At 59.2% G+C, this 17649-nt stretch carries 17 protein-coding genes; 9 read left to right on the plus strand and 8 right to left on the minus strand.

The genetic code is table 11. The annotated features are described in order from the left end of the window. Nucleotides 1-51: 51 nt before the first annotated feature. The 4 genes from proB to rplU form a co-directional block, all read right to left on the minus strand. Nucleotides 52-1173, minus strand: a complete 1122-nt coding sequence (gene proB / locus V9G17_14405; protein MEI2753790.1) for a glutamate 5-kinase — start codon at nucleotides 1171-1173, stop codon at nucleotides 52-54. After that, nucleotides 1155-2186, minus strand: coding sequence for a GTPase ObgE (obgE, locus tag V9G17_14410; GenBank protein MEI2753791.1), 1032 nt, complete (start codon nucleotides 2184-2186; stop codon nucleotides 1155-1157). Before obgE ends, proB begins: the two co-directional genes overlap by 19 nt. Nucleotides 2187-2314: 128 nt before the next feature. Beyond that, nucleotides 2315-2578, minus strand: a complete 264-nt coding sequence (gene rpmA / locus V9G17_14415) for a 50S ribosomal protein L27 (protein ID MEI2753792.1) — start codon at nucleotides 2576-2578, stop codon at nucleotides 2315-2317. 21 nt (nucleotides 2579-2599) lie between these two features. After that, on the minus strand, nucleotides 2600-2914 hold the full coding sequence (rplU, locus tag V9G17_14420; protein MEI2753793.1) for a 50S ribosomal protein L21: 315 nt from the start codon (nucleotides 2912-2914) through the stop codon (nucleotides 2600-2602). 211 nt (nucleotides 2915-3125) lie between these two features. On the opposite strand from rplU, the gene V9G17_14425 reads away from it, so the two are divergent. Further along, nucleotides 3126-4040, plus strand: coding sequence for a branched-chain amino acid transaminase (locus V9G17_14425; GenBank protein ID MEI2753794.1), 915 nt, complete (start codon nucleotides 3126-3128; stop codon nucleotides 4038-4040). A 142-nt stretch (nucleotides 4041-4182) separates the two neighbouring features. On the opposite strand, the gene secG is transcribed toward V9G17_14425, so the two are convergent. From secG to gap, 4 genes are all read right to left on the minus strand, one after another. Next, a complete protein-coding gene (secG, locus tag V9G17_14430) occupies nucleotides 4183-4536 on the minus strand; it encodes a preprotein translocase subunit SecG (protein ID MEI2753795.1) in 354 nt (117 codons plus the stop codon). Nucleotides 4537-4548: 12 nt separating this feature from the next. Next, a complete protein-coding gene (tpiA, locus tag V9G17_14435) occupies nucleotides 4549-5328 on the minus strand; it encodes a triose-phosphate isomerase (GenBank protein ID MEI2753796.1) in 780 nt (259 codons plus the stop codon). A gap of 31 nt (nucleotides 5329-5359) precedes the next feature. After that, nucleotides 5360-6553, minus strand: coding sequence for a phosphoglycerate kinase (locus V9G17_14440; GenBank protein ID MEI2753797.1), 1194 nt, complete (start codon nucleotides 6551-6553; stop codon nucleotides 5360-5362). Nucleotides 6554-6656: 103 nt separating this feature from the next. Further along, nucleotides 6657-7664 carry a type I glyceraldehyde-3-phosphate dehydrogenase gene (gap, locus tag V9G17_14445; protein MEI2753798.1) on the minus strand — a complete coding sequence of 336 codons (1008 nt, stop codon included), beginning with the start codon at nucleotides 7662-7664 and terminating at the stop codon, nucleotides 6657-6659. Between the two features lie 220 nt (nucleotides 7665-7884). Here gap and V9G17_14450 point away from each other — a divergent pair, with 220 nt between their 5' ends. The 8 genes from V9G17_14450 to V9G17_14485 all read left to right on the plus strand — a co-directional run bounded on the left by V9G17_14450 (nucleotide 7885) and on the right by V9G17_14485 (nucleotide 17437). Continuing rightward, the gene (locus V9G17_14450; protein MEI2753799.1) at nucleotides 7885-10317 is read left to right on the plus strand and encodes a Smr/MutS family protein; all 2433 of its coding nucleotides are present in this window, start codon (nucleotides 7885-7887) and stop codon (nucleotides 10315-10317) included. A 98-nt stretch (nucleotides 10318-10415) separates the two neighbouring features. Then, on the plus strand, nucleotides 10416-12812 hold the full coding sequence (locus V9G17_14455) for an ATP-binding protein (GenBank protein ID MEI2753800.1): 2397 nt from the start codon (nucleotides 10416-10418) through the stop codon (nucleotides 12810-12812). After that, entirely contained in the window at nucleotides 12794-13438 is a 645-nt protein-coding gene (locus V9G17_14460) for a response regulator transcription factor (GenBank protein MEI2753801.1), read from the plus strand. The genes V9G17_14455 and V9G17_14460 overlap by 19 nt, the downstream gene beginning before the upstream one ends. Nucleotides 13439-13594: 156 nt before the next feature. Next, entirely contained in the window at nucleotides 13595-13924 is a 330-nt protein-coding gene (locus V9G17_14465) for a hypothetical protein (protein MEI2753802.1), read from the plus strand. Nucleotides 13925-13959: 35 nt separating this feature from the next. After that, a complete protein-coding gene (locus V9G17_14470) occupies nucleotides 13960-14355 on the plus strand; it encodes a hypothetical protein (GenBank protein ID MEI2753803.1) in 396 nt (131 codons plus the stop codon). Nucleotides 14356-14397: 42 nt separating this feature from the next. After that, entirely contained in the window at nucleotides 14398-14907 is a 510-nt protein-coding gene (locus tag V9G17_14475; protein ID MEI2753804.1) for a hypothetical protein, read from the plus strand. A gap of 140 nt (nucleotides 14908-15047) precedes the next feature. After that, nucleotides 15048-15827 (plus strand): DUF3365 domain-containing protein, encoded by a 780-nt coding sequence (locus V9G17_14480; protein ID MEI2753805.1) that lies wholly within the window; start codon nucleotides 15048-15050, stop codon nucleotides 15825-15827. Then, nucleotides 15824-17437 carry an SUMF1/EgtB/PvdO family nonheme iron enzyme gene (locus V9G17_14485; protein ID MEI2753806.1) on the plus strand — a complete coding sequence of 538 codons (1614 nt, stop codon included), beginning with the start codon at nucleotides 15824-15826 and terminating at the stop codon, nucleotides 17435-17437. Before V9G17_14480 ends, V9G17_14485 begins: the two co-directional genes overlap by 4 nt. The last annotated feature ends 212 nt before the right edge of the window (nucleotides 17438-17649 follow it).

A 17649-nucleotide genomic window follows, 5' to 3' on the forward strand; every position in this document is an offset into this window, starting at 1 on the left:
CGGGTGCTGGTCAATTCGCGCCCGAGCCTTGGCAGGGTGGTCGTAAGCCGACTAGAGGATCACCAGGTTGTCGCGGTGAATGACCTCTTCATACTCCTGAAGGCCGGGGATCTTCTGAATGTCGGCTGTCTTGAGACCCTTGATACGAGTCAGGATCTCTGAGGAGAAGTTGACCAGGCCTTTGGCGCATTCTTTCCCGTCAGGACCGGCGCAGGTAACCGGGTCGCCGGCGTCGAAATGGCCGGTAATATCGAGGATGCCCGATGCCAGGAGGCTTTTGCCGTTCCGCACCAGCGCTTCGACGGCGCCCTGATCCAGTTGTACATGGCCGCGGGGGCGTAGGGTAAACGCAATCCAGTGCTTGCGACTGTTCATGCGCCGTTCCCGGCCGAGAAACAGGCTGCCGCCGGGTTTCCCGGAAAACACGTCCGGAAGGAGCCTTGTCTGGGTTCCATTAAGAATCAGGGTGGCGACGCCGTACTCCCCCACCTTTTTGGCGGCGCGGACTTTGGTGGCCATGCCGCCTGTGCCTTCGAAGGTGGACGACATACCGGCGCGCTGTTCGATGTCTGCTGTAATCTCGGCGATCAGTGGAATCAACGAGGCCGTTGGGTCCTTGCGGGGGTCGACGGTAAAGAGCCCGTCGACGTCCGAGAGGATGATCAGCAAATCCGCATCGACGAGGTGGGCGACCTGGGCCGCCAGCGTATCGTTATCCCCCACGCGAATTTCTTCGACCGCGACGGTATCGTTTTCATTGATGATGGGAATCACCCCGAATTTGATCAGGGTGGTGAGGGTGTGCCGGGCGTTGAGAAACCGACGCCGATCGGTGAGGTCTTCGTGAGTGAGCAGTACCTGTGCAACTCGGAGCGAGAGGCGCTCGAAGGCCTTCTCGTAGGCCCACATCAGGAGGCTTTGGCCAACCGCAGCCGCAGCCTGTTTGAGCGGCAGGCTCTTCGGGTATTCCCGCAGCCCGAGCTTTTTGATGCCGGATACGACTGCGCCCGATGAGACGACCAGGACTTCGCGCCCCTGTGCCCGTACCTCGGCGATTTCGCCGGCAAGGTGCTCGATGCGTTCGGTGCTCAGACCGGTTTCACGCGAGGCGATCAGGCTACTCCCGATCTTAATGACGACGCGTTTGGCTTGTCTTAGGAGTTCGTCTCGCACGGGGTTTTCCGAAGCCGTTCCACCTGCTGGCCCATATAGCGTATGCACTCGTCCAGTCCTTCTCGGGTGGCTGCCGAAATCGCAAAAAATTGAATCTTGCGTCGCTGACAGTATTTCCGGAGCCGTTCGAGCCGTTCGCCTTCTCCCTTGACGTCGAGTTTCGTGCCTACGACGGCAAAGGGGCGCGTCGTGAGTGCGTCGTCATAGGCGGTCAGTTCGTGACGCATGACTTCCAGGCTCGAGACCGGGTCCTCGGTAGCCCACTCTGAAATATCAACCACATGGAGTAAAAGGCTGGTCCGTTCGATGTGGCGCAGAAACTGAAACCCCAGTCCTTTGCCTTCGTGCGCCCCTTCGATCAAGCCCGGAATATCGGCGATGACAAAGGTCTGTTCGGCGGTCCAACGTACCACGCCCAGGTTGGGCGTGAGGGTCGTGAAGGGGTAATCGGCGATTTTCGGACGGGCGGCGGACACGGCAGCGATGAGTGTCGATTTGCCGGCGTTCGGATAGCCGACTAATCCGACATCGGCCAAGAGTTTGAGATCGAGTCGAAGTAATCGTTCTTCACCGGGAGTGCCCGGTTCAAATTGAGTCGGCACCCGGTTGGTCGAGGTCGCGAACTGGGTATTCCCGCGGCCACCCTGACCGCCCTTAGCGATGACGCAGGTTTCGCCGTCCTTGGTGAGATCGGCCAGTTGTTCCTGGGTGTTTTCGTCGAACACCATGGTCCCGACCGGGACTGGAATCCGCACGTCGGTGCCCCGGCGTCCATGGCAGTTGCTGCCTCCCCCGACCTCGCCTTTTTCCGCTTCGTAATGTTTCTGGTATCGAAGATCCAGCAGCGTGCTGAGGCGAGTGGTGGCTTCGACCACGACGCTGCCTCCGTCGCCGCCATCCCCGCCGTCAGGACCGCCGCGGGGGACAAACTTTTCCCGTCGAAAGCTGCAGGCGCCGCTGCCGCCGTGACCGGCCTTCACCAGGATTTGGACTTGATCGACAAATGTAGACATGGCAGCGATCCCCGAGCCGGCGTGGTTATTCAGACACAGCAGTATAGCGTAATCGCCGGCTCAAGGGGGATGCTGTATGAACGAAGGACACCTGTTTCGTCAGAACACAGGTATGGACTGAGGCAAGATCAGGCCTTCGCGGTGACGGGGTAGACGCTGACCTTCTGACGGCCACGGCCACCTTCGAACTTCACGACACCGGACACATAGGCATAGAGGGTGTGATCCCGGCCCAAGCCAACGTTGAGGCCCGGGAAGAATTTCGTCCCCCGCTGGCGTACGATGATGGAGCCTGCCTTAATCGTCTCTCCGCCGTAGGCTTTGACACCGAGGTATTGCGGGTTGCTGTCACGGCCGTTCCTTGTCGAACCGCCGCCTTTATTTGTTGCCATGGCGAACTCCCCTTCGAGTCGTTATTTCGTTTCGATTCCCGTGACACGCAGTTGCGTGAATCCCTGTCGATGGCCTCGGGTGCGGCGATAGTTTTTGCGCCGGTGTTTCTTGAAGACCGTGATCGATCTGGTGCGCCCCTGGCGGATAATTTCCGCGGTGACCTTCGCGCCGGCGACTACCGGCTGGCCGACCACCAGTCCGCCGTCGCCATGCAACAGCTTGACCTTGTCGATCTGTACGGAATGTCCGACATCACCCGGGAGTGACTCCACTTGGAGCACGGTTCCGGTTTCCACTCGATACTGTTTTCCACCTGTCTCGATAATAGCGTACATGTGCGTCTTTCTCCTCGTCAGCAGAACGTGGGTGTTTATCATAGCGGCGGAGAAGGTGTCAAGATTTAGTGCGCCAGCGAGCCAGGTTGATCCTCGCTGAAGGCGTCGGAACGATGCTGGGGTGGATACGACTCTTAGCGTCTACAGCAACGTACGGTTCATGTGGCTGTTGTCTTGACGGTCGTCGGGAGGCGCTGGTATTATCCCGCGCATGTTACAAACCAGCGAAAAAATATGGATGGATGGCAAGTTTGTCGCGTGGGCAGATGCGAACGTTCACGTGCTCACGCACTCCCTGCACTACGGATTGGCAGCGTTTGAGGGTATTCGCTGCTACAAGGGAAAAAGCGGGTCGGCGATCTTTCGGTTGCCTGAACATGTGGACCGTTTATTCGAGTCCGCCCATATCGGCATGATCGAGATGCCCTTCGACAGGAAGCAGATCACAGAAGCCATCGTTGAAACCGTTCGCATTAATCGCCTGGAAGCGTGCTACATTCGCCCATTAGTGTACATCGGGTATGGTGCCATGGGGTTATATCCCGCGGAAAATCCCATCAAGGTGAGCATCGCGGCGTGGAAATGGGGTACGTATCTGGGCGATGAGGCCTTGTCCAAGGGAATTCGAGCCAGAGTGTCGTCGTTTACGCGTCATCACGTGAATGTCTCGATGACGCGCGGCAAAATTTCCGGGTATTACGTCAATTCCATTCTGGCCAAACGAGAAGTGAAGGCCGACGGGTACGATGAAGCGATCATGCTGGACCCTGAAGGATATGTGGCTGAAGGGACAGGCGAAAATGTGTTCATCGTGCGACGAGGCGTCCTGAAGACAACCCCCTTGACCTCCATCCTCGAGGGCATAACGCGCAACTCCATCATTCAGTTGGCGAAGGAGCGCAAGATTCCAGTGGTTGAGGAACGGTTCACCCGTGATGAAATGTATGTGGCCGAGGAAGTGTTTGTCACCGGGACTGCGGCGGAGCTCACCCCTGTGACAGAAATCGATCAACGGCGCATCGGCAGCGGGAAGCCTGGGTCGGTGACGCAGACTTTACAAAAGGCGTTTTTTGACGTGGTGGGTGGTACCGATGCTGCCCACAGTCAGTGGCTGACTCCCGTCTAGTAGTCCTTCCTTCACGTTCCGCACACACCACTTTCCCGTAGCGCGTCACTCCACGAGACAGGACATAGCGCTGGTGCTCATGCCGTAGGCGGCTGTTCTGCGGATGACTCTGCGATGTGGAGGCGGTGTAGTCCGAGAAAACTTAGTGGGAAGCTTCGCCCGAGGAATGCGACTCTGCCGCAGGCGGTGTGGTGGATTCAGCAGGCGTGGAGCTTGGAGTCGTGGCTGCCGGTTTTTTATTCAAATCAATGACGGTAGAGGAGAAGTTCCGGTCCTTGGCTAAGATAGCGAGGGTCAAAGAGGTGAACATAAACACGAAGGCGGTGATGACCGTGAATTTGCTCAAAAAGTTTGCCGGTCCTCGGCTGCCGAACACGGTTTGGCTGGATCCGCCGAAGGCCGCACCGATTTCAGCGCCCTTGCCGGATTGCAGCAAAATCGCTCCGATCATGAGCAGGCAGACGATCACATGAATGATGACGAGTAGGGTATACATAGTGATTGATTCTTAGGCCTTGGCGGGTTTTGTCCCGATAGCAACTTTCACGAGTGTAGCAAAAGAGACCGGGTCTAAACAAGCCCCGCCGACAAGCGCCCCGTCGATTTCTTCAGACGCCAAGAATTCGGCAATATTGTGCGGTGTCACACTGCCCCCGTAGAGAACGGCGATGTGTTGACCGGAATCCGATCCGCTCAGCTCGTTTATCGTTCGACGGATCAGTCGATGGACGGGAACTGCCTGCTCCGGTGACGCGGCCCGGCCTGTACCAATAGCCCACACAGGTTCATAGGCGATGGCCAGGGTTGTAACCGCCTGTGCCTCGATTCCGGCAAGCCCGGCGCGAAGTTGTCGTTGAATGACGAGGTCGGTCTGCCCCGAATCACGCTCCTGGAGTGTTTCGCCCACGCACAGAATCGGTTGAAGACCATACCGGAGGGCTGCCAGTACTTTCTTGTTCGTCCAACTGTCCTGGTCCCCGAAATACTGGCGCCGCTCTGAGTGGCCGACGAGGACGAACTGACACCCTATGTCTTTGAGCATGGCGCCGGATACTTCGCCGGTGAAGGCGCCTTTGTCTTCCCAATACATGTTTTGCGCGCCAAGGAGAAAAGTCGGGGTCGGTCCCAAGGCATCGCGAACTGCATGGAGCGCCGTAAACGGTGGGGTCAGGCCGACCCGGATGCCGGCGTGGTCGGTGAGTTCTTGCGAGAGGCGATGCACGAATGCCCCGGCTTCAGAGGCAGTCTTATTCATTTTCCAGTTGCCGACGATGAAGCGAGTTCTCACAGAGCCTCTATTCGGGGACGGATACGGTGTATTACGCCGGACGATTGGGAAGGGCTGCGAGGCCAGGGAGGGTTTTCCCCTCGAGTAGCTCAAGCGCTGCGCCACCGCCGGTTGAAATGAACGAAATACTCTCGGACTCCCCGGCCCGATGGATGGCGAGGGCCGTTTCGCCGCCGCCGACAATGGTCAGGGCATAGGCGTTGGCGACTGAATGGGCCATCGCGAGGGTGCCTCTGGCAAACGCATCGACTTCAAACATGCCCATGGGACCGTTCCAGAGAATGGTTTTGGCATCCTGGACCGCTTCTGAGAATAGTTTGACGGAGGCGGGGCCGATATCCAGTCCGTACCAGCCTTTGGGTATCTCCTGAACCGGAACGATCTTTGTTTCGGCTCTCGGTTCGCGGCTGGCTGCGACAACACAATCTACCGGGAGATAGAATTTCACCCCGCTTGCAAAGGCACGGTCCTGCACGCCCTTGGCGAAGTCGAGCATGTCATTTTCCACCAGCGATTGGCCGATCTCCAGCCCCATGGCTTTCAGGAAGGTAAAGGCCATTCCGCCGCCGATAATGACCTTGTCGACTTTCTTCCCAAGGTTCTCGATCACGCCGATTTTCCCGGACACTTTGGCTCCGCCGAGAATCGCGACGAACGGTCGGACTGGATTTTCTACTGCGCCTTCGAGATATTCAATTTCTTTCTTGAGCAGATACCCAGCAGCCGCTTCAGGAATGAATTTCGTAATGCCGACGGTGGAGGCATGCGCCCGGTGCGCCGCACCGAAGGCGTCGTTGATGTAGACATCCGCCAACGAGGCCAGGGCTTTTGAAAATCCGTCCTCGTTCTTCTCCTCTTCAGGATGAAAACGGAGGTTTTCCAGCAGCATGACGTCGCCAGGTTGCATCTTGGCGACCAAGCCTTCAACGGCCGAGCCGATACAATCCGGGGCAAAAATCACTTCTTTGCCGAGCAATCGCTGGAGTCGTTTGGCCACGGGGGCGAGGCTGAACTTCGGATCGAACTTGCCTTTCGGTCGACCGAGGTGGGAGCAGAGGATGACCTTTGCGCCCTCATCGACGGCACGATTGATGGTGGGAAGTGTCGATCGAATTCGAGTGTCGTCGGTGATCTGCAAGGAATCATCAAGCGGGACGTTGTAGTCGGCGCGAATGATGACGCGTTTCCCACGAAGCTGGACATCCTCGATGATTCGTTTGCGAATATTCATGTCAGACCTTCACTCCTCCTCTGGTGTGCATGGTCCGAGCGGGCAGTTGCTCCGGCTCGGACCGCACGGCAGAAAAGCTCGTTAGCTACGAAGCGGTTCACGCCCCTTTGGCGACGATGTACTTGATCAAATCCCGCACGCGGCAGGAGTAGCCCCACTCGTTGTCGTACCAGGCGGTAACTTTCACGAGTCGTTTATCGATCACTGCGGTTAAGGGGGCATCGACAATTGCGGAGTGTGGATCATCCTTGAGATCGATCGAGACGATCGGAGCATCCGAGTAGGCCAGCACGTTTTTCATGGGCCCTTCGGCGGCTTTCTTAAATGCGGCATTCACTCCGGCCACATCGCAATCCTTTTCGGTTTCGACCGTGAGGTCGACCAAGGACACATTGGGGGTCGGAACCCGGATGGCCAATCCGTCCAATTTCCCCTTTAATTGCGGGATGACCAGGTGGAGCGCCTTGGCTGCACCGGTGCTGGTCGGAATCATCGACATGCCTGCGGCCCGCGCACGGCGGAGATCCTTGTGGGGGAGATCAAGCAACTGTTGGTCGTTGGTGTAGGAATGGATGGTCGTCATGACACCGTGCTTGATGCCGAAATTTTCCAGCAAGACCTTGGCGACCGGAGCCAGGCAGTTGGTCGTGCAGGAGGCGTTGGAGACGATGTGATGGGACTTGGCGTCGTACACTTGTTCGTTCACGCCGAGGACCACCGTGGCGTCGGGATCTTTTGCGGGGGCCGAGATGATGACGGTTTTGGCCCCGGCTGAGAGATGTTTTCCTGCGCCCTCACGGTCGGTAAAGTGCCCCGTGGATTCCACGACGATATCAACGCCGAGCGCCTTCCAGGGCAGCTCCTTCGGATCTCGGACGGCTAACACCTTGATGGCTTTGCCGTTAATAATGAGCTGGTCGTCTTTGGCTTCGACGGTACCCTCAAGGGTGCCATGAACGGAGTCGTACTTGAGCAAATAGGCTAATGTCTTGGCATCGGTGAGATCGTTGATGGCGACAAATTCCAGGCTGGGATCGCCCAGGGAGGCACGAAGAACGTTGCGACCGATGCGTCCAAATCCATTGATACCGATACGTGTGGTCATGGGGCTAAATCCTCACGAATTAAACGGGTTGAATTGAGTGAGTCTGGGGGGATAGTACTGACCGACTTTCTGTGTGTCAAGCATACAAAAAGAGGAAATCGAGTGCAGGAATCGGGTAACAGGTGGTCGTCACTCAAACGGTCGAGGCGTACCTTGCCTGTACCCGGTCGGTCGGGTAGAGTCTGCGTTTTTGTGCATATCAACCGGTCGCTGGGGTGCGATGCAATCTGTAACCTTACAATCTGAATCGTGCAACGTGCTGGAATGGGCCAAGCTGCTGGACTATCTGGCTTCCTACGCTCAATCGGTGGTCGGGGCTGAGCGGTGTCGATCGCTGGTCTTGGAAACCAGTCTGATGCAGGCCCAGCTGCGCCAACAGGAAACGTCGGATCTGCTTCGATTGAGGTCCGGCGTCGATCCCTTTCCCGTGCTTCGATTTCCCAATGTGGCGGAGTGGTTAGGCCGCGTTGCCAAGGGCGCCTGTCTTGAGGTGCACGAGTTGCGGGATATCGCGTTGGTCTTGGGATTGATCGATGAGGTGCAGCGGTATCTCCTGCGGCATCAAGCCGATGCCCCGGCGGTGGGCGCGATGGCGGCGCAGTTGGGACCGGTGGAGGCCTATCGTCGGCTGACCCTCGCATTAAATGCCGCGATCGATCCCGATGGATCCATGCGGGAATCCGCAAGCCCTGAATTGCATCGGCTGATGCAGCGCGCCAACGACCTCAAGCAGCAGATGCGGCATCGTCTCGACCAGATTCTGCATTCGCGCCGGTATGAGGAGGTGCTGCAGGAACACTATTTCGCGCAACGGGAAGGGCGCTACGTGCTCCCGATTAAGGCCGAAATGCAGGGACGGATTCCCGGCATTGTTCATGACGTCTCGTCGAGCGGCGCGACGGTGTTCCTGGAGCCTCGCGAGCTGGTGGATCTCAATAACTCCATTAAAGTCGTGGATTTGGATGTTGAGCGTGAGGTGCGGAGAATTCTGCGGGAACTGTCTGCGATGGTGGCGCCTCACCAGCCGGCGCTTGCCGGCAGTGTGACGGTGCTCGGTGAGCTGGATGCGATTTCCGCGAAGGCCGGGCTGTGCCAGCGGCTGCAGGCCGTTCCCCCACGGCTCAATGATCAGGGGCGTATCCTGCTCCATCGAGCGCGGCACCCGTTCCTGGTCCTGACCAAAGACCAGGTGGTTCCGAATGACCTGATGTTCGATGAATCCGTGCGCGTCCTCATCATTTCCGGGCCCAATACCGGCGGGAAAACCGTTACCCTGAAGTTACTGGGCTTGTTTGCGTTGATGGCCCGCTGCGGCCTGCACTTGCCCTGTGCCTCCGAGTCGGAGATGGCCATTTTTCCATCGGTCTATGCGGATATCGGCGATGCGCAGGATCTGGCGCGGGATCTGTCCAGTTTTTCGGCCCATATCACGCAGATGGTGCAATTGTTGACGGAAGTGTCCGAGGGGACCGACGCCGGCACGTCTCTCTCTCCGGTGCCCCCGGGGCGGGCATTGGTGCTGCTGGATGAGCCGGTCACGTCCACGGATCCGGCTGAGGGTGCGGCGCTGGCGAGTGCTCTACTCTGCAGGCTGGCGGCGGCGGGCGTGAAGGTCGTCGCCACCACGCACTACAGTGTATTGAAGGGGCTAGCGCAAGAGACGCCGGGTTTTGCGAATGCGAGTGTGGAGTTCAACATTGAAACCCTCTCTCCGACCTATCGCCTGATCCAGGGGCAGCCGGGAGGGTCGGCGGCCATCGAAATTGCCGGGCGTCTCGGCATGGATCACACGTTGTTGCAGGACGCCCGTGCCCGGCTGCAGGGCGATACTCGGCTGCTGGAGACTCTGCTGAACGATTTGCAGGACAAGCAACGGCGTATGAGCGAGGACCTCGCTGCCGCCACGGTCGCCAAGCAGACTGCCGAGCAGGCGGCGCGTGAGGCGCAAGAGCTACTGACCTTCCTGCAGGAGTCGGAGCGGGACGAGCGGCAGGGATTGAAGAAAAAGCTGTCTCAGGAATTTCAGCGTGCCCGGGCGGCGGTCCAAGCGACTCTCGACGATCTGAAGCGCGATCAAAAAGTGCTCAAGGCCAAGGAAACCAAAGTCCGGCTCATCGAACTGGAGCAAGCTGTCAGCCGCGAAGTGGGGGCGGCGCAGGAGTCGATTCCCGTAGATCAGCTGTCGGTGGGGGATGCCGTGGAGGTGGTCGGGTTAGGCATGACTGGAACCTTGCTCGAATGTCCACAGGGGAAAAAGCGTGTGCGCCTGAAAGTCGGGGAAGGCGAAATTCTCGCCAACGTGGCGAGTGTGGTTGGGCTTGCACGGACGCCGCAGCCTGTTCGAAGCGCGACTGGGAAGGCGGCTGCGGTGCAGTTCAGGCGAACCAGCCAGACCCTGGCCCCCGAGGATATCCAGGAGACGCTGGATGTGCGAGGCCAGGCTGCGGACGACGCATTGGACATCGTGGTGGCCGGCCTCGACCGCGCCAGCCTGGGAGGCAGTCCGTTCGTGCGCATCATTCACGGGCATGGGACCGGCCGACTGAGAGCCGTCCTACGCGACTATTTGAAAGCGTCTCCCTACGTCGTGACCTTTCGGCCCGGTGATCGCGCAGAGGGGGGCGATGGTGTCACCATTGTCGAACTGCGATGACCGTGCAGTGCGAGGCCTATGTTTGGTTCTCGAAATTTTGTATGCTGAAGAGTGACGAAGCGCGCCTGCAAACAGTGGAGTGTGACATGACGTAACCGATGTGCGATCCGACGGGCGTTCCCGCCTGGCAGAACGTGTTGCCTGGGGCGAGGGGCCGGTCGAATCGCTTTCTTCAATGGCCTGCCGTCATGCGTCAGCGGGTCAGTCTTCAACGTTTGATCACCCTCTCTGTGCTGTCGGTCGGGATTCTTTCCGGCACAGTCGGTCTTGTGTATGCCTATTGGCAGGCCACACAATCACTTCACGCCAGCGTCGGCATTACCTTCCAGGAAATAGCCCGTCAGAGCGCAGACAAAGCCGCGCTCCTGCTTGCCAAGGAACTCGAATGGCTGCAACGGCTCAGCGCCCTGCCTGAGATTCGATCTTCCGTGGCCGGCACAGGTTCCGTGAACCAGCCTACCCTGCAGTTCGAGCAGTGGCGGGAGGAGCAGCATCGTTATTTTCACTCGCTGGCGATTGTCCGGGCGGATGGCCAATTAATCGGAGGCCGGCGGAGCGAATCCGCGCGCACGTTTTATGCGCAGCAACCATGGTGGCCGGTGGTGTTCTCGGAACACCGTCCCTGGGCCGGTCCATTGACTGTTGACGAGGAGGGCCATGGTTTTTGGGAAGTCGCAGTGCCGATCGGCGGACAGGGTGAATCGGTGCGGGGAGCCCTGAAGGCCGTGATTGGGACGGACCGTATCCTGTCCTCGATTGTGGGAAGCCGGATCGGCCGGACAGGACACATGATGCTGCTGGCCGACGATGGTGTGGTGCTCGCCTGCGCCATGCTTGCCCCCAAGCTCCACGCGACTCTCCAGGCACCGCTCGCGCAAGCATCGGTGGATGTTGCCACCGCTCGGGGGCTTGAGGTGGAGCAGGATACCCATGGGGGCAAGCAAAGCATCATTGGTCTGGCCCGGGTTGTCCTCCCGGCGCAGATCGAACAAGCGCGCGGCTGGTCCATCCTGATGCAGCAAGATCCGTCGGAGACGTTCGAGCCGTTGCTGGCCCTCATGGGGAAACTCGGGGCATTCTGGGTTGGCGCGCTTGCATGTATCGTGTGGTTGCGCTGGCGACTGGGCCGACGCATTGTGCATCCGCTCGGCGATTTGATCCAGCGGGTCAATGTGTGCGGCGGCGCCGAGCCGTCGAATCCTCTTTCGTTTCAGGCCTCGTTCGTGCCCAGCGGGATTGTCGAGATCGATGCGTTGGCCGCGAGTTTCGACGATCTCGCTCAACGATTGGAACAGGCGTCGCAAGTCAAGGCTCAGTACGTTCGTCGGCTGGAGCAGGTGAACCTTGATCTTGCTACGTCGGAGGAGCATTACCGCCTCCTATGGAACCATTCGGTCGATACCAAAATTCTGCTCGATCCCTTCGGTACCATACGGGACGTCAATCGGCGGGGGGAGATCACCCTCGGGCGACCGGCATCGGCCTTCGCGCAGCACTCAGTGACTGAGCTCGTTGCTGAGCCCGATCGCCCCCGTCTGCTGGAACAGCTGAAGCTGGCGATTCGAAGCGGGGCGGACGTGCCGGGCGGGGCGATGCATGTCCCGATACCCGCCGGCGAGCTGACGATGGAGGTTGATGTGGTGCCGGTCAAGAAAGCCGGCCGTATTGAATCGATCATGGTCCAACTCCGTGATCTCACCGAGCAGCAGGCGCTCGAACGGCAATTAGTTCGGTCCGAGCGGCTGGCGTCGTTGAGCCAATTTGCCTCGATGTTTGCCCATGACATCAGGAACCCACTGGCCGGGATCAAGAAAACGCTGGAGTGGCTTGGAGGCTGCCCGGAGATGAGGCAGGATCCGCCGCGTCGCTGCTTGGAGGATTTGCGCTTCACCACCGATCTTCTGTTGGGCATGATCAACGACATGTTGGATGTCTACCAGGAGAACTATTCGGGACTGCCGTTGAGTACGTCACCGGTGTCGCCCAGTCTGTTGATGAACGAGGTGGTGCGACTCTTTCGTTCCGAGGCCGAGGCGCAGGAGGTGCAATTCCGGTTGCAGGTTCCCAAGACGGATGTCTGGATCATGGGAGACGGTCGGCGGTTGCAGCGGGTGCTGATCAATTTGATTCACAATGCGCTGAAGTATTCCCCGCCGAGGGGCACCATCATGATTAGCGTGCAGGCGAATAGCGGACAGGTCTCACAACGAGAATCTGTCGCCGAGCCGCATGGCGGTTCGAGCGTGACGATTCAGATTCAGGATGAAGGGCCAGGAATTGCGCCGGAGGACCTACCGCATCTCTTTGAAATGTTCTTCAGGAAAAAGGATGGGCAGGATTACCGGATCGGGCGCGGCCTGGGGCTGCACTTCTGTCAGCTGGTGGTGGCCGCCCATGGCGGGCAGATCACGACGGCGAATCGCCCCGAAGGCGGCGCGGAATTTACCGTTGCGTTGCCAGTCAGGCAGGAGCAGCTATGTCCATCACCATCGTGATTGCCGAAGATCAACGTCTGTTCCGGCAAAGCCTGCGGCTCTTGCTTGAACATGAGCGAGACCTCGTTGTGGTCGGGGAAGCAATGGATGGCCGGCAGGCGTTCGACCTTGCGGTGCTCCACAAGCCCGGTATCGTCTTGATGGACGTGGACATGCCTCGGTTGGACGGCATTACCGCCACGCGGTTAATCCGCAGCTGTGTGCCGGACAGCAAGGTGTTGATGCTTTCGGTGCATGACGACGATGCCCGGATCGTGGCCGCCGTGCAAGCGGGGGCCTGCGGGTACATCCTCAAGGATGCGGACCACCAGGAGTTTTTGCGGATCATTCGCGCAACGTTCAAGGGCGAACCGGTGCGGTCTCCGTTCATGCCCGATGGGTTTGCGAAGCAGGCGGTCGCCTTGGTGAATCAGCAGGAGGAGTCGAGCGGGGGCGGGTTGTCCCTTTTGACCGATCGCGAGCATGAAATCCTCGCTTGCGCGGCTGCCGGACGGAGCAATAAAGAAATCGCCGATCAGTTGTACGTGTCCCTCGATACCGTCAAGACCCATCTGCACCACATTTATCAAAAGTTGCGGGTGAGCGGCCGGGTGGAAGCCGTACTCACCTATCTGCAGAGCCGCTAGATCCCCGTTCATTCCCGCCATGGTCCTCACTCGAAGGGTGGAGGGAAAATCCACCCTCCAGGCAATAGGCCCCCTGTCCGGTTTCCTGTACCGTTCGAGGTGCTAGCGCACCGTGCCGATACGATGCAGTCATCCTTCATGGAGGAGGGAGACATCATGGAAACGGGATCACGAATCATGTGTGCGTGCTTCATTGTCGTGGGGTTGGGCCTGGGGCCGTGCATAGCGTCCGGGGGACAGGTGCAAGTCATCCATCCCGACCAGATGATCGGAGTTCCCCCGCCGCAACCGGAGATCGGTTCCGGGGAGCGTCCGACATCCTCCGAGCCGGCGGCAAGTGACATGGAGAAGGGGTTCGATCGTCAACTGATCGTTCCGGAAAGCGGTGCGTCCGGAAGTATGGATCTCAACAAGCTGAACACGCCGGACGCCGCCGACGCGGAGAATGCGCGTGAGTCGGATCGTCAGTCGTCGGTCTCCTTTTGATCTCGAGGAATCGTGCCATTGGGAGGAGGCGTACCATGGATAGTCGGACAAGCGGATATGGGCTCTGTGCCTTGTTGATCGGGTTGTGTCTCGGTGTGGGCTTGCTGGTAGGGTCTGCGTTTGCCGAGCAATCGTGGGTCGACGAAATCAATAACTCCCTCAATTTCTACAAGGCCAGCTATCCCGGTTCGAATTGGGAGCCGTACAGTCAGCGGCTGCAGGCCGTCAAAGAGGCGGTGGATCGTGCGGATACCAAGACGGTCAAGTCTGAAATGGGCAAATGGTTCAAGATGCTCAGGGCCCGTGATCAGGGTATTCACGATGTCGCTGCCGATGAGTTATTCAACTTTGCGTTGATGGTCACGCCGATCCTGGAATACGGCATCACGGTTCCACCGGCGCCCGGTGGCGGCACCGAGCCTGGTTATTGATCCGCGATGCGGGCATTTCAGGCGACGCGAAAGGAGGCTGTTATGAGGTGGAACGCATGCCTAGTCGTTGCTGCGATAGGGATCTTCTGCCCGACGGCATCAGGATGGGCTGATTCGACCGACAGTCCTATGGTGGGGGCGCGACTCGCTTTGAGCGGGCAGATCGTCAAAATCGAGAGCGGGCTTCTGTTTGTCAAAACTCCCTATGGCTTGCAGTTGCGAACCATCAGTCCGAATAAGGCCGACCGGGTGGGGCTGCACAATGCTCGTCCCGGCGATGAGGTGTGGCTGCTGATCGATTCCGGAAACGTGCTGCTGGATGCGGCCAGGCCGGGCGGTGAACATTTTGCCAATCACAAGCTCGTGGCCGGCCGGATTCACTATGCGGACCCCTTCTGGGGAGAGATTCAGATTTCGACCCCTGAGGGATTTGAACGGTTTGACGTCGATGCGCTGGCAGGAAGTAAGCTGTCGGTATTTCAGGAGGGAATGCCTGTGACGATCGAGTTGGATTCGGATAACGTGATGATCGACATTCAGTCCGACCGGTAATGTGGCTGTGGCAGGTGTTGCCACCTTGACTTCATCGTGAGAGGTTCGTACCATTTTTATGACGCGCGCTCCTGCAGGCAATCAGACGCAGGAGCGCGCTGCCCTCAGAGTCTGCAACGCGAACGCATCAGAGGCGGTTCATGCAACGTCTGCCGTGGATGCTGGCGTACCTCGTAGCAGCAGGGTGGCTCTCCGCCGTGCCGTCTGCCTGGGGGCTTGAGTCCTCCGACCGTTCAACCATTCCCTTCCAGACCATTCTCGAATTGGAGCAGACGGCTCGTTTGCTGGCGGTCTTGCTCGACTCCGGCCGCGCAGTCGTGAATGACAATCAAACCCTGTTGGACGATCCGAGCAGGGCGGACAAGGGTTTCACGCCGGAGGCGTTTGAAGGGCAACTACGCGACATGTTTCGAGGCCGCGCCGGCATCAACTTGGACGAATTGGCCGGCGGGACATTGTCCCCGCGGAGCCGCCGTCTGCTGCAAGAGCTGGTGGCCGTGAGCAAGCAGGTGATTGCGGATGCTCAAGCGGAACTCAATCGGCAGGGGGCGGGATTCAAGGGGTTTATTCCGGCCGTGTTCGGCGCGCGCGTGTCCACGCGGTTCACCGCTGTGACGGGTGTACGACTGAAACAGACCGCCTTGGATCCACGGAATCCTGCCAATCGGCCTGATGCCTACGAACGGGTTGCCTTGGAAGCCTTTGCGGACTCTTCCTACCCTCGCGAAAAAGTCATCAGTGAAATGGCTGCCAACAGTTCGTCGCTCCGCTTGATGTTCCCGCTCTACGCGACGAGACAGTGTCTCGATTGTCATGGCGGTCCGAAGGGTGGCCTCGATCGCACGGGTTATCCAAGGGAAGGCCTCACGTTGGGGCAAAACGCCGGTGCCATTAGCGTGCTGTTGCCGGTCGGAAAATGAAGATCTACATCGTCTTGATGGTGCTGTTGTTCGCGCCGGTCGAGAGTGGATGGGCGAATGAGCGTCCGCCGTCGCCGATGGAAAAGCCGGCCGGCAGCGGCGTCATTGTTCATCGTGATGGGTATGTCCTCACGGCCCACCATGTCGTTGCGAATGCGAAACGGATCACGATCGTGACATCCGGGGAGTTTCGGGTGCCCGCCGTGCTGGTGAGTGTGGATGCGGAACACGATCTCGCCTTACTCAAGGTGGAGACGGTCGGACTCTCCGAGGCGCTGCTCGGGTATGCCGGCGCCGTGAAGCTGGATCAGGAAGTCATTGCTGTCGGGTTCCAGTTCGGGCTGCGCGAAATCACGATCACCCGCGGCCACGTCGCTGCCGTCAGGACCAAAGGGGTGCAACGGGTCTTTCAGGTCGATGCCGCGGTGAATCCCGGCAACAGCGGTGGTCCGGTGTTCAACCGGAGGGGCGAAGTCCTGGGCATCCTCACCACGAAGTTTACCCATCCGTCCGGGATTGTGCCTGAAGGCATGGCCTTTGCTGTGCCCATCAGTTACGCCACACCACTGTTGGCCAACATTCCGGATTTCGATTTCTCCGCCATCGGCCGGGGCAGAAGGGAGTCGCCCAAGGGAAAAGGCAACGGGGATCTGATTACGGAACTGATACGAACGTCCGTGCGAATCGAAACCCTGCGCATGTCAGAGGGACCGGCCACGGTCATTCACCCTGCTCCGATGCCTCCGTCTTCCGATGGCCGGTACAACGCCCAGCCATCCGTCACTCATGTGCCGGTGCCCCCCGCCCGTGTCCATGAGCCGGTTCCCCTCGCCGGAGACGAATCTATCGATCGCGTGAATGCGCAACTCCTGACACATCAGCAGGAAGAGCTCAAGCGACTCGTCGATCAAGGCCTGACACCGCCCGGCGAGATGGTGTTGATCCCGGCCGGCGAGTTCCTCATGGGCATGGAGGATGGTCTGCCCGATGCGCGTCCGGTGCATCGGGTATATGTGAGTGCCTATTGGATCGACCGGCACGGGGTAACCAACGAGCAGTATCGGGCCTGTGTGGATGGGGGCGCCTGTCTGATTCCGAAAGTACGCGACGCCTTCGATGATTCGCAGCGCGCGCAATCGCCGGTGATCAATGTCACCTGGTCTCAAGCCAGAGCCTATTGTCAGTGGATCGGTAAACGATTGCCGACGGAGGCGGAATGGGAGAAGGCGGCGCGGGGAATCGACGGCCGGCGGTATCCCTGGGGCAATAATGACGCAGTCATTCAGAAAAGCAGGGTCACGCTGGCGGACGGGAATTCTTCCCATGGCGTCGATCTGCTTGGCACGCTCACGGTCTCCAGTTCACCCTATGGCGTGTTCGGCATGATCGGCCTGGTGTCGGAATGGGTGAAGGACTGGTATGCGGAAGATTTTTACCCGACCTCGCCGGCCCGGGATCCGCAGGGGCCGTTGCGCGGGTCGTTTCGTGTCTTGCGGGGCGGCAGCTGGATGGAGCGGCCTCTCGAGTTGCGTGCCGGTTACCGGGGCTGGGACGAGATGACGTATTGGGGGCCGACGTTAGGATTTCGTTGCGCAACCGACGCTCCCTAGCCCAAGGAATCCTGAAAAAGGCCACCGGCTTCGTTCTCGCTGCGCGAAGAGGCTCAACGTACAGTACTTGTACGCCTCGCCTCCTCGCTGGCTGCGGCCTTGCCGGACGGCCTTTTTGAGGATTCCTTGAAGACGGTTCGTTCGCCTGAGCACATACCCGTCCACCCCCTTTCCCTCCGTGTCATTCTCACGTACGATAGTCGGATGGTCCG

The organism is Nitrospira sp., from assembly GCA_037045225.1.
Lineage (GTDB): Bacteria > Nitrospirota > Nitrospiria > Nitrospirales > Nitrospiraceae > Nitrospira_A.

Coding starts and splice junctions, on each gene's coding strand:
- V9G17_14460 (MEI2753801.1), top strand. CDS start 12,794: ATGTCCATCACCATCGTGATTGCCGAAGATCAACGTCTGTTCCGGCAA.
- V9G17_14465 (MEI2753802.1), top strand. CDS start 13,595: ATGGAAACGGGATCACGAATCATGTGTGCGTGCTTCATTGTCGTGGGG.
- rpmA (MEI2753792.1), bottom strand. CDS start 2,578: ATGGCAACAAATAAAGGCGGCGGTTCGACAAGGAACGGCCGTGACAGC.
- V9G17_14425 (MEI2753794.1), top strand. CDS start 3,126: ATGTTACAAACCAGCGAAAAAATATGGATGGATGGCAAGTTTGTCGCG.
- obgE (MEI2753791.1), bottom strand. CDS start 2,186: ATGTCTACATTTGTCGATCAAGTCCAAATCCTGGTGAAGGCCGGTCAC.
- secG (MEI2753795.1), bottom strand. CDS start 4,536: ATGTATACCCTACTCGTCATCATTCATGTGATCGTCTGCCTGCTCATG.
- V9G17_14450 (MEI2753799.1), top strand. CDS start 7,885: ATGCAATCTGTAACCTTACAATCTGAATCGTGCAACGTGCTGGAATGG.
- V9G17_14480 (MEI2753805.1), top strand. CDS start 15,048: ATGCAACGTCTGCCGTGGATGCTGGCGTACCTCGTAGCAGCAGGGTGG.
- V9G17_14475 (MEI2753804.1), top strand. CDS start 14,398: ATGAGGTGGAACGCATGCCTAGTCGTTGCTGCGATAGGGATCTTCTGC.
- rplU (MEI2753793.1), bottom strand. CDS start 2,914: ATGTACGCTATTATCGAGACAGGTGGAAAACAGTATCGAGTGGAAACC.
- V9G17_14485 (MEI2753806.1), top strand. CDS start 15,824: ATGAAGATCTACATCGTCTTGATGGTGCTGTTGTTCGCGCCGGTCGAG.
- V9G17_14455 (MEI2753800.1), top strand. CDS start 10,416: ATGTGCGATCCGACGGGCGTTCCCGCCTGGCAGAACGTGTTGCCTGGG.
- V9G17_14470 (MEI2753803.1), top strand. CDS start 13,960: ATGGATAGTCGGACAAGCGGATATGGGCTCTGTGCCTTGTTGATCGGG.
- gap (MEI2753798.1), bottom strand. CDS start 7,664: ATGACCACACGTATCGGTATCAATGGATTTGGACGCATCGGTCGCAAC.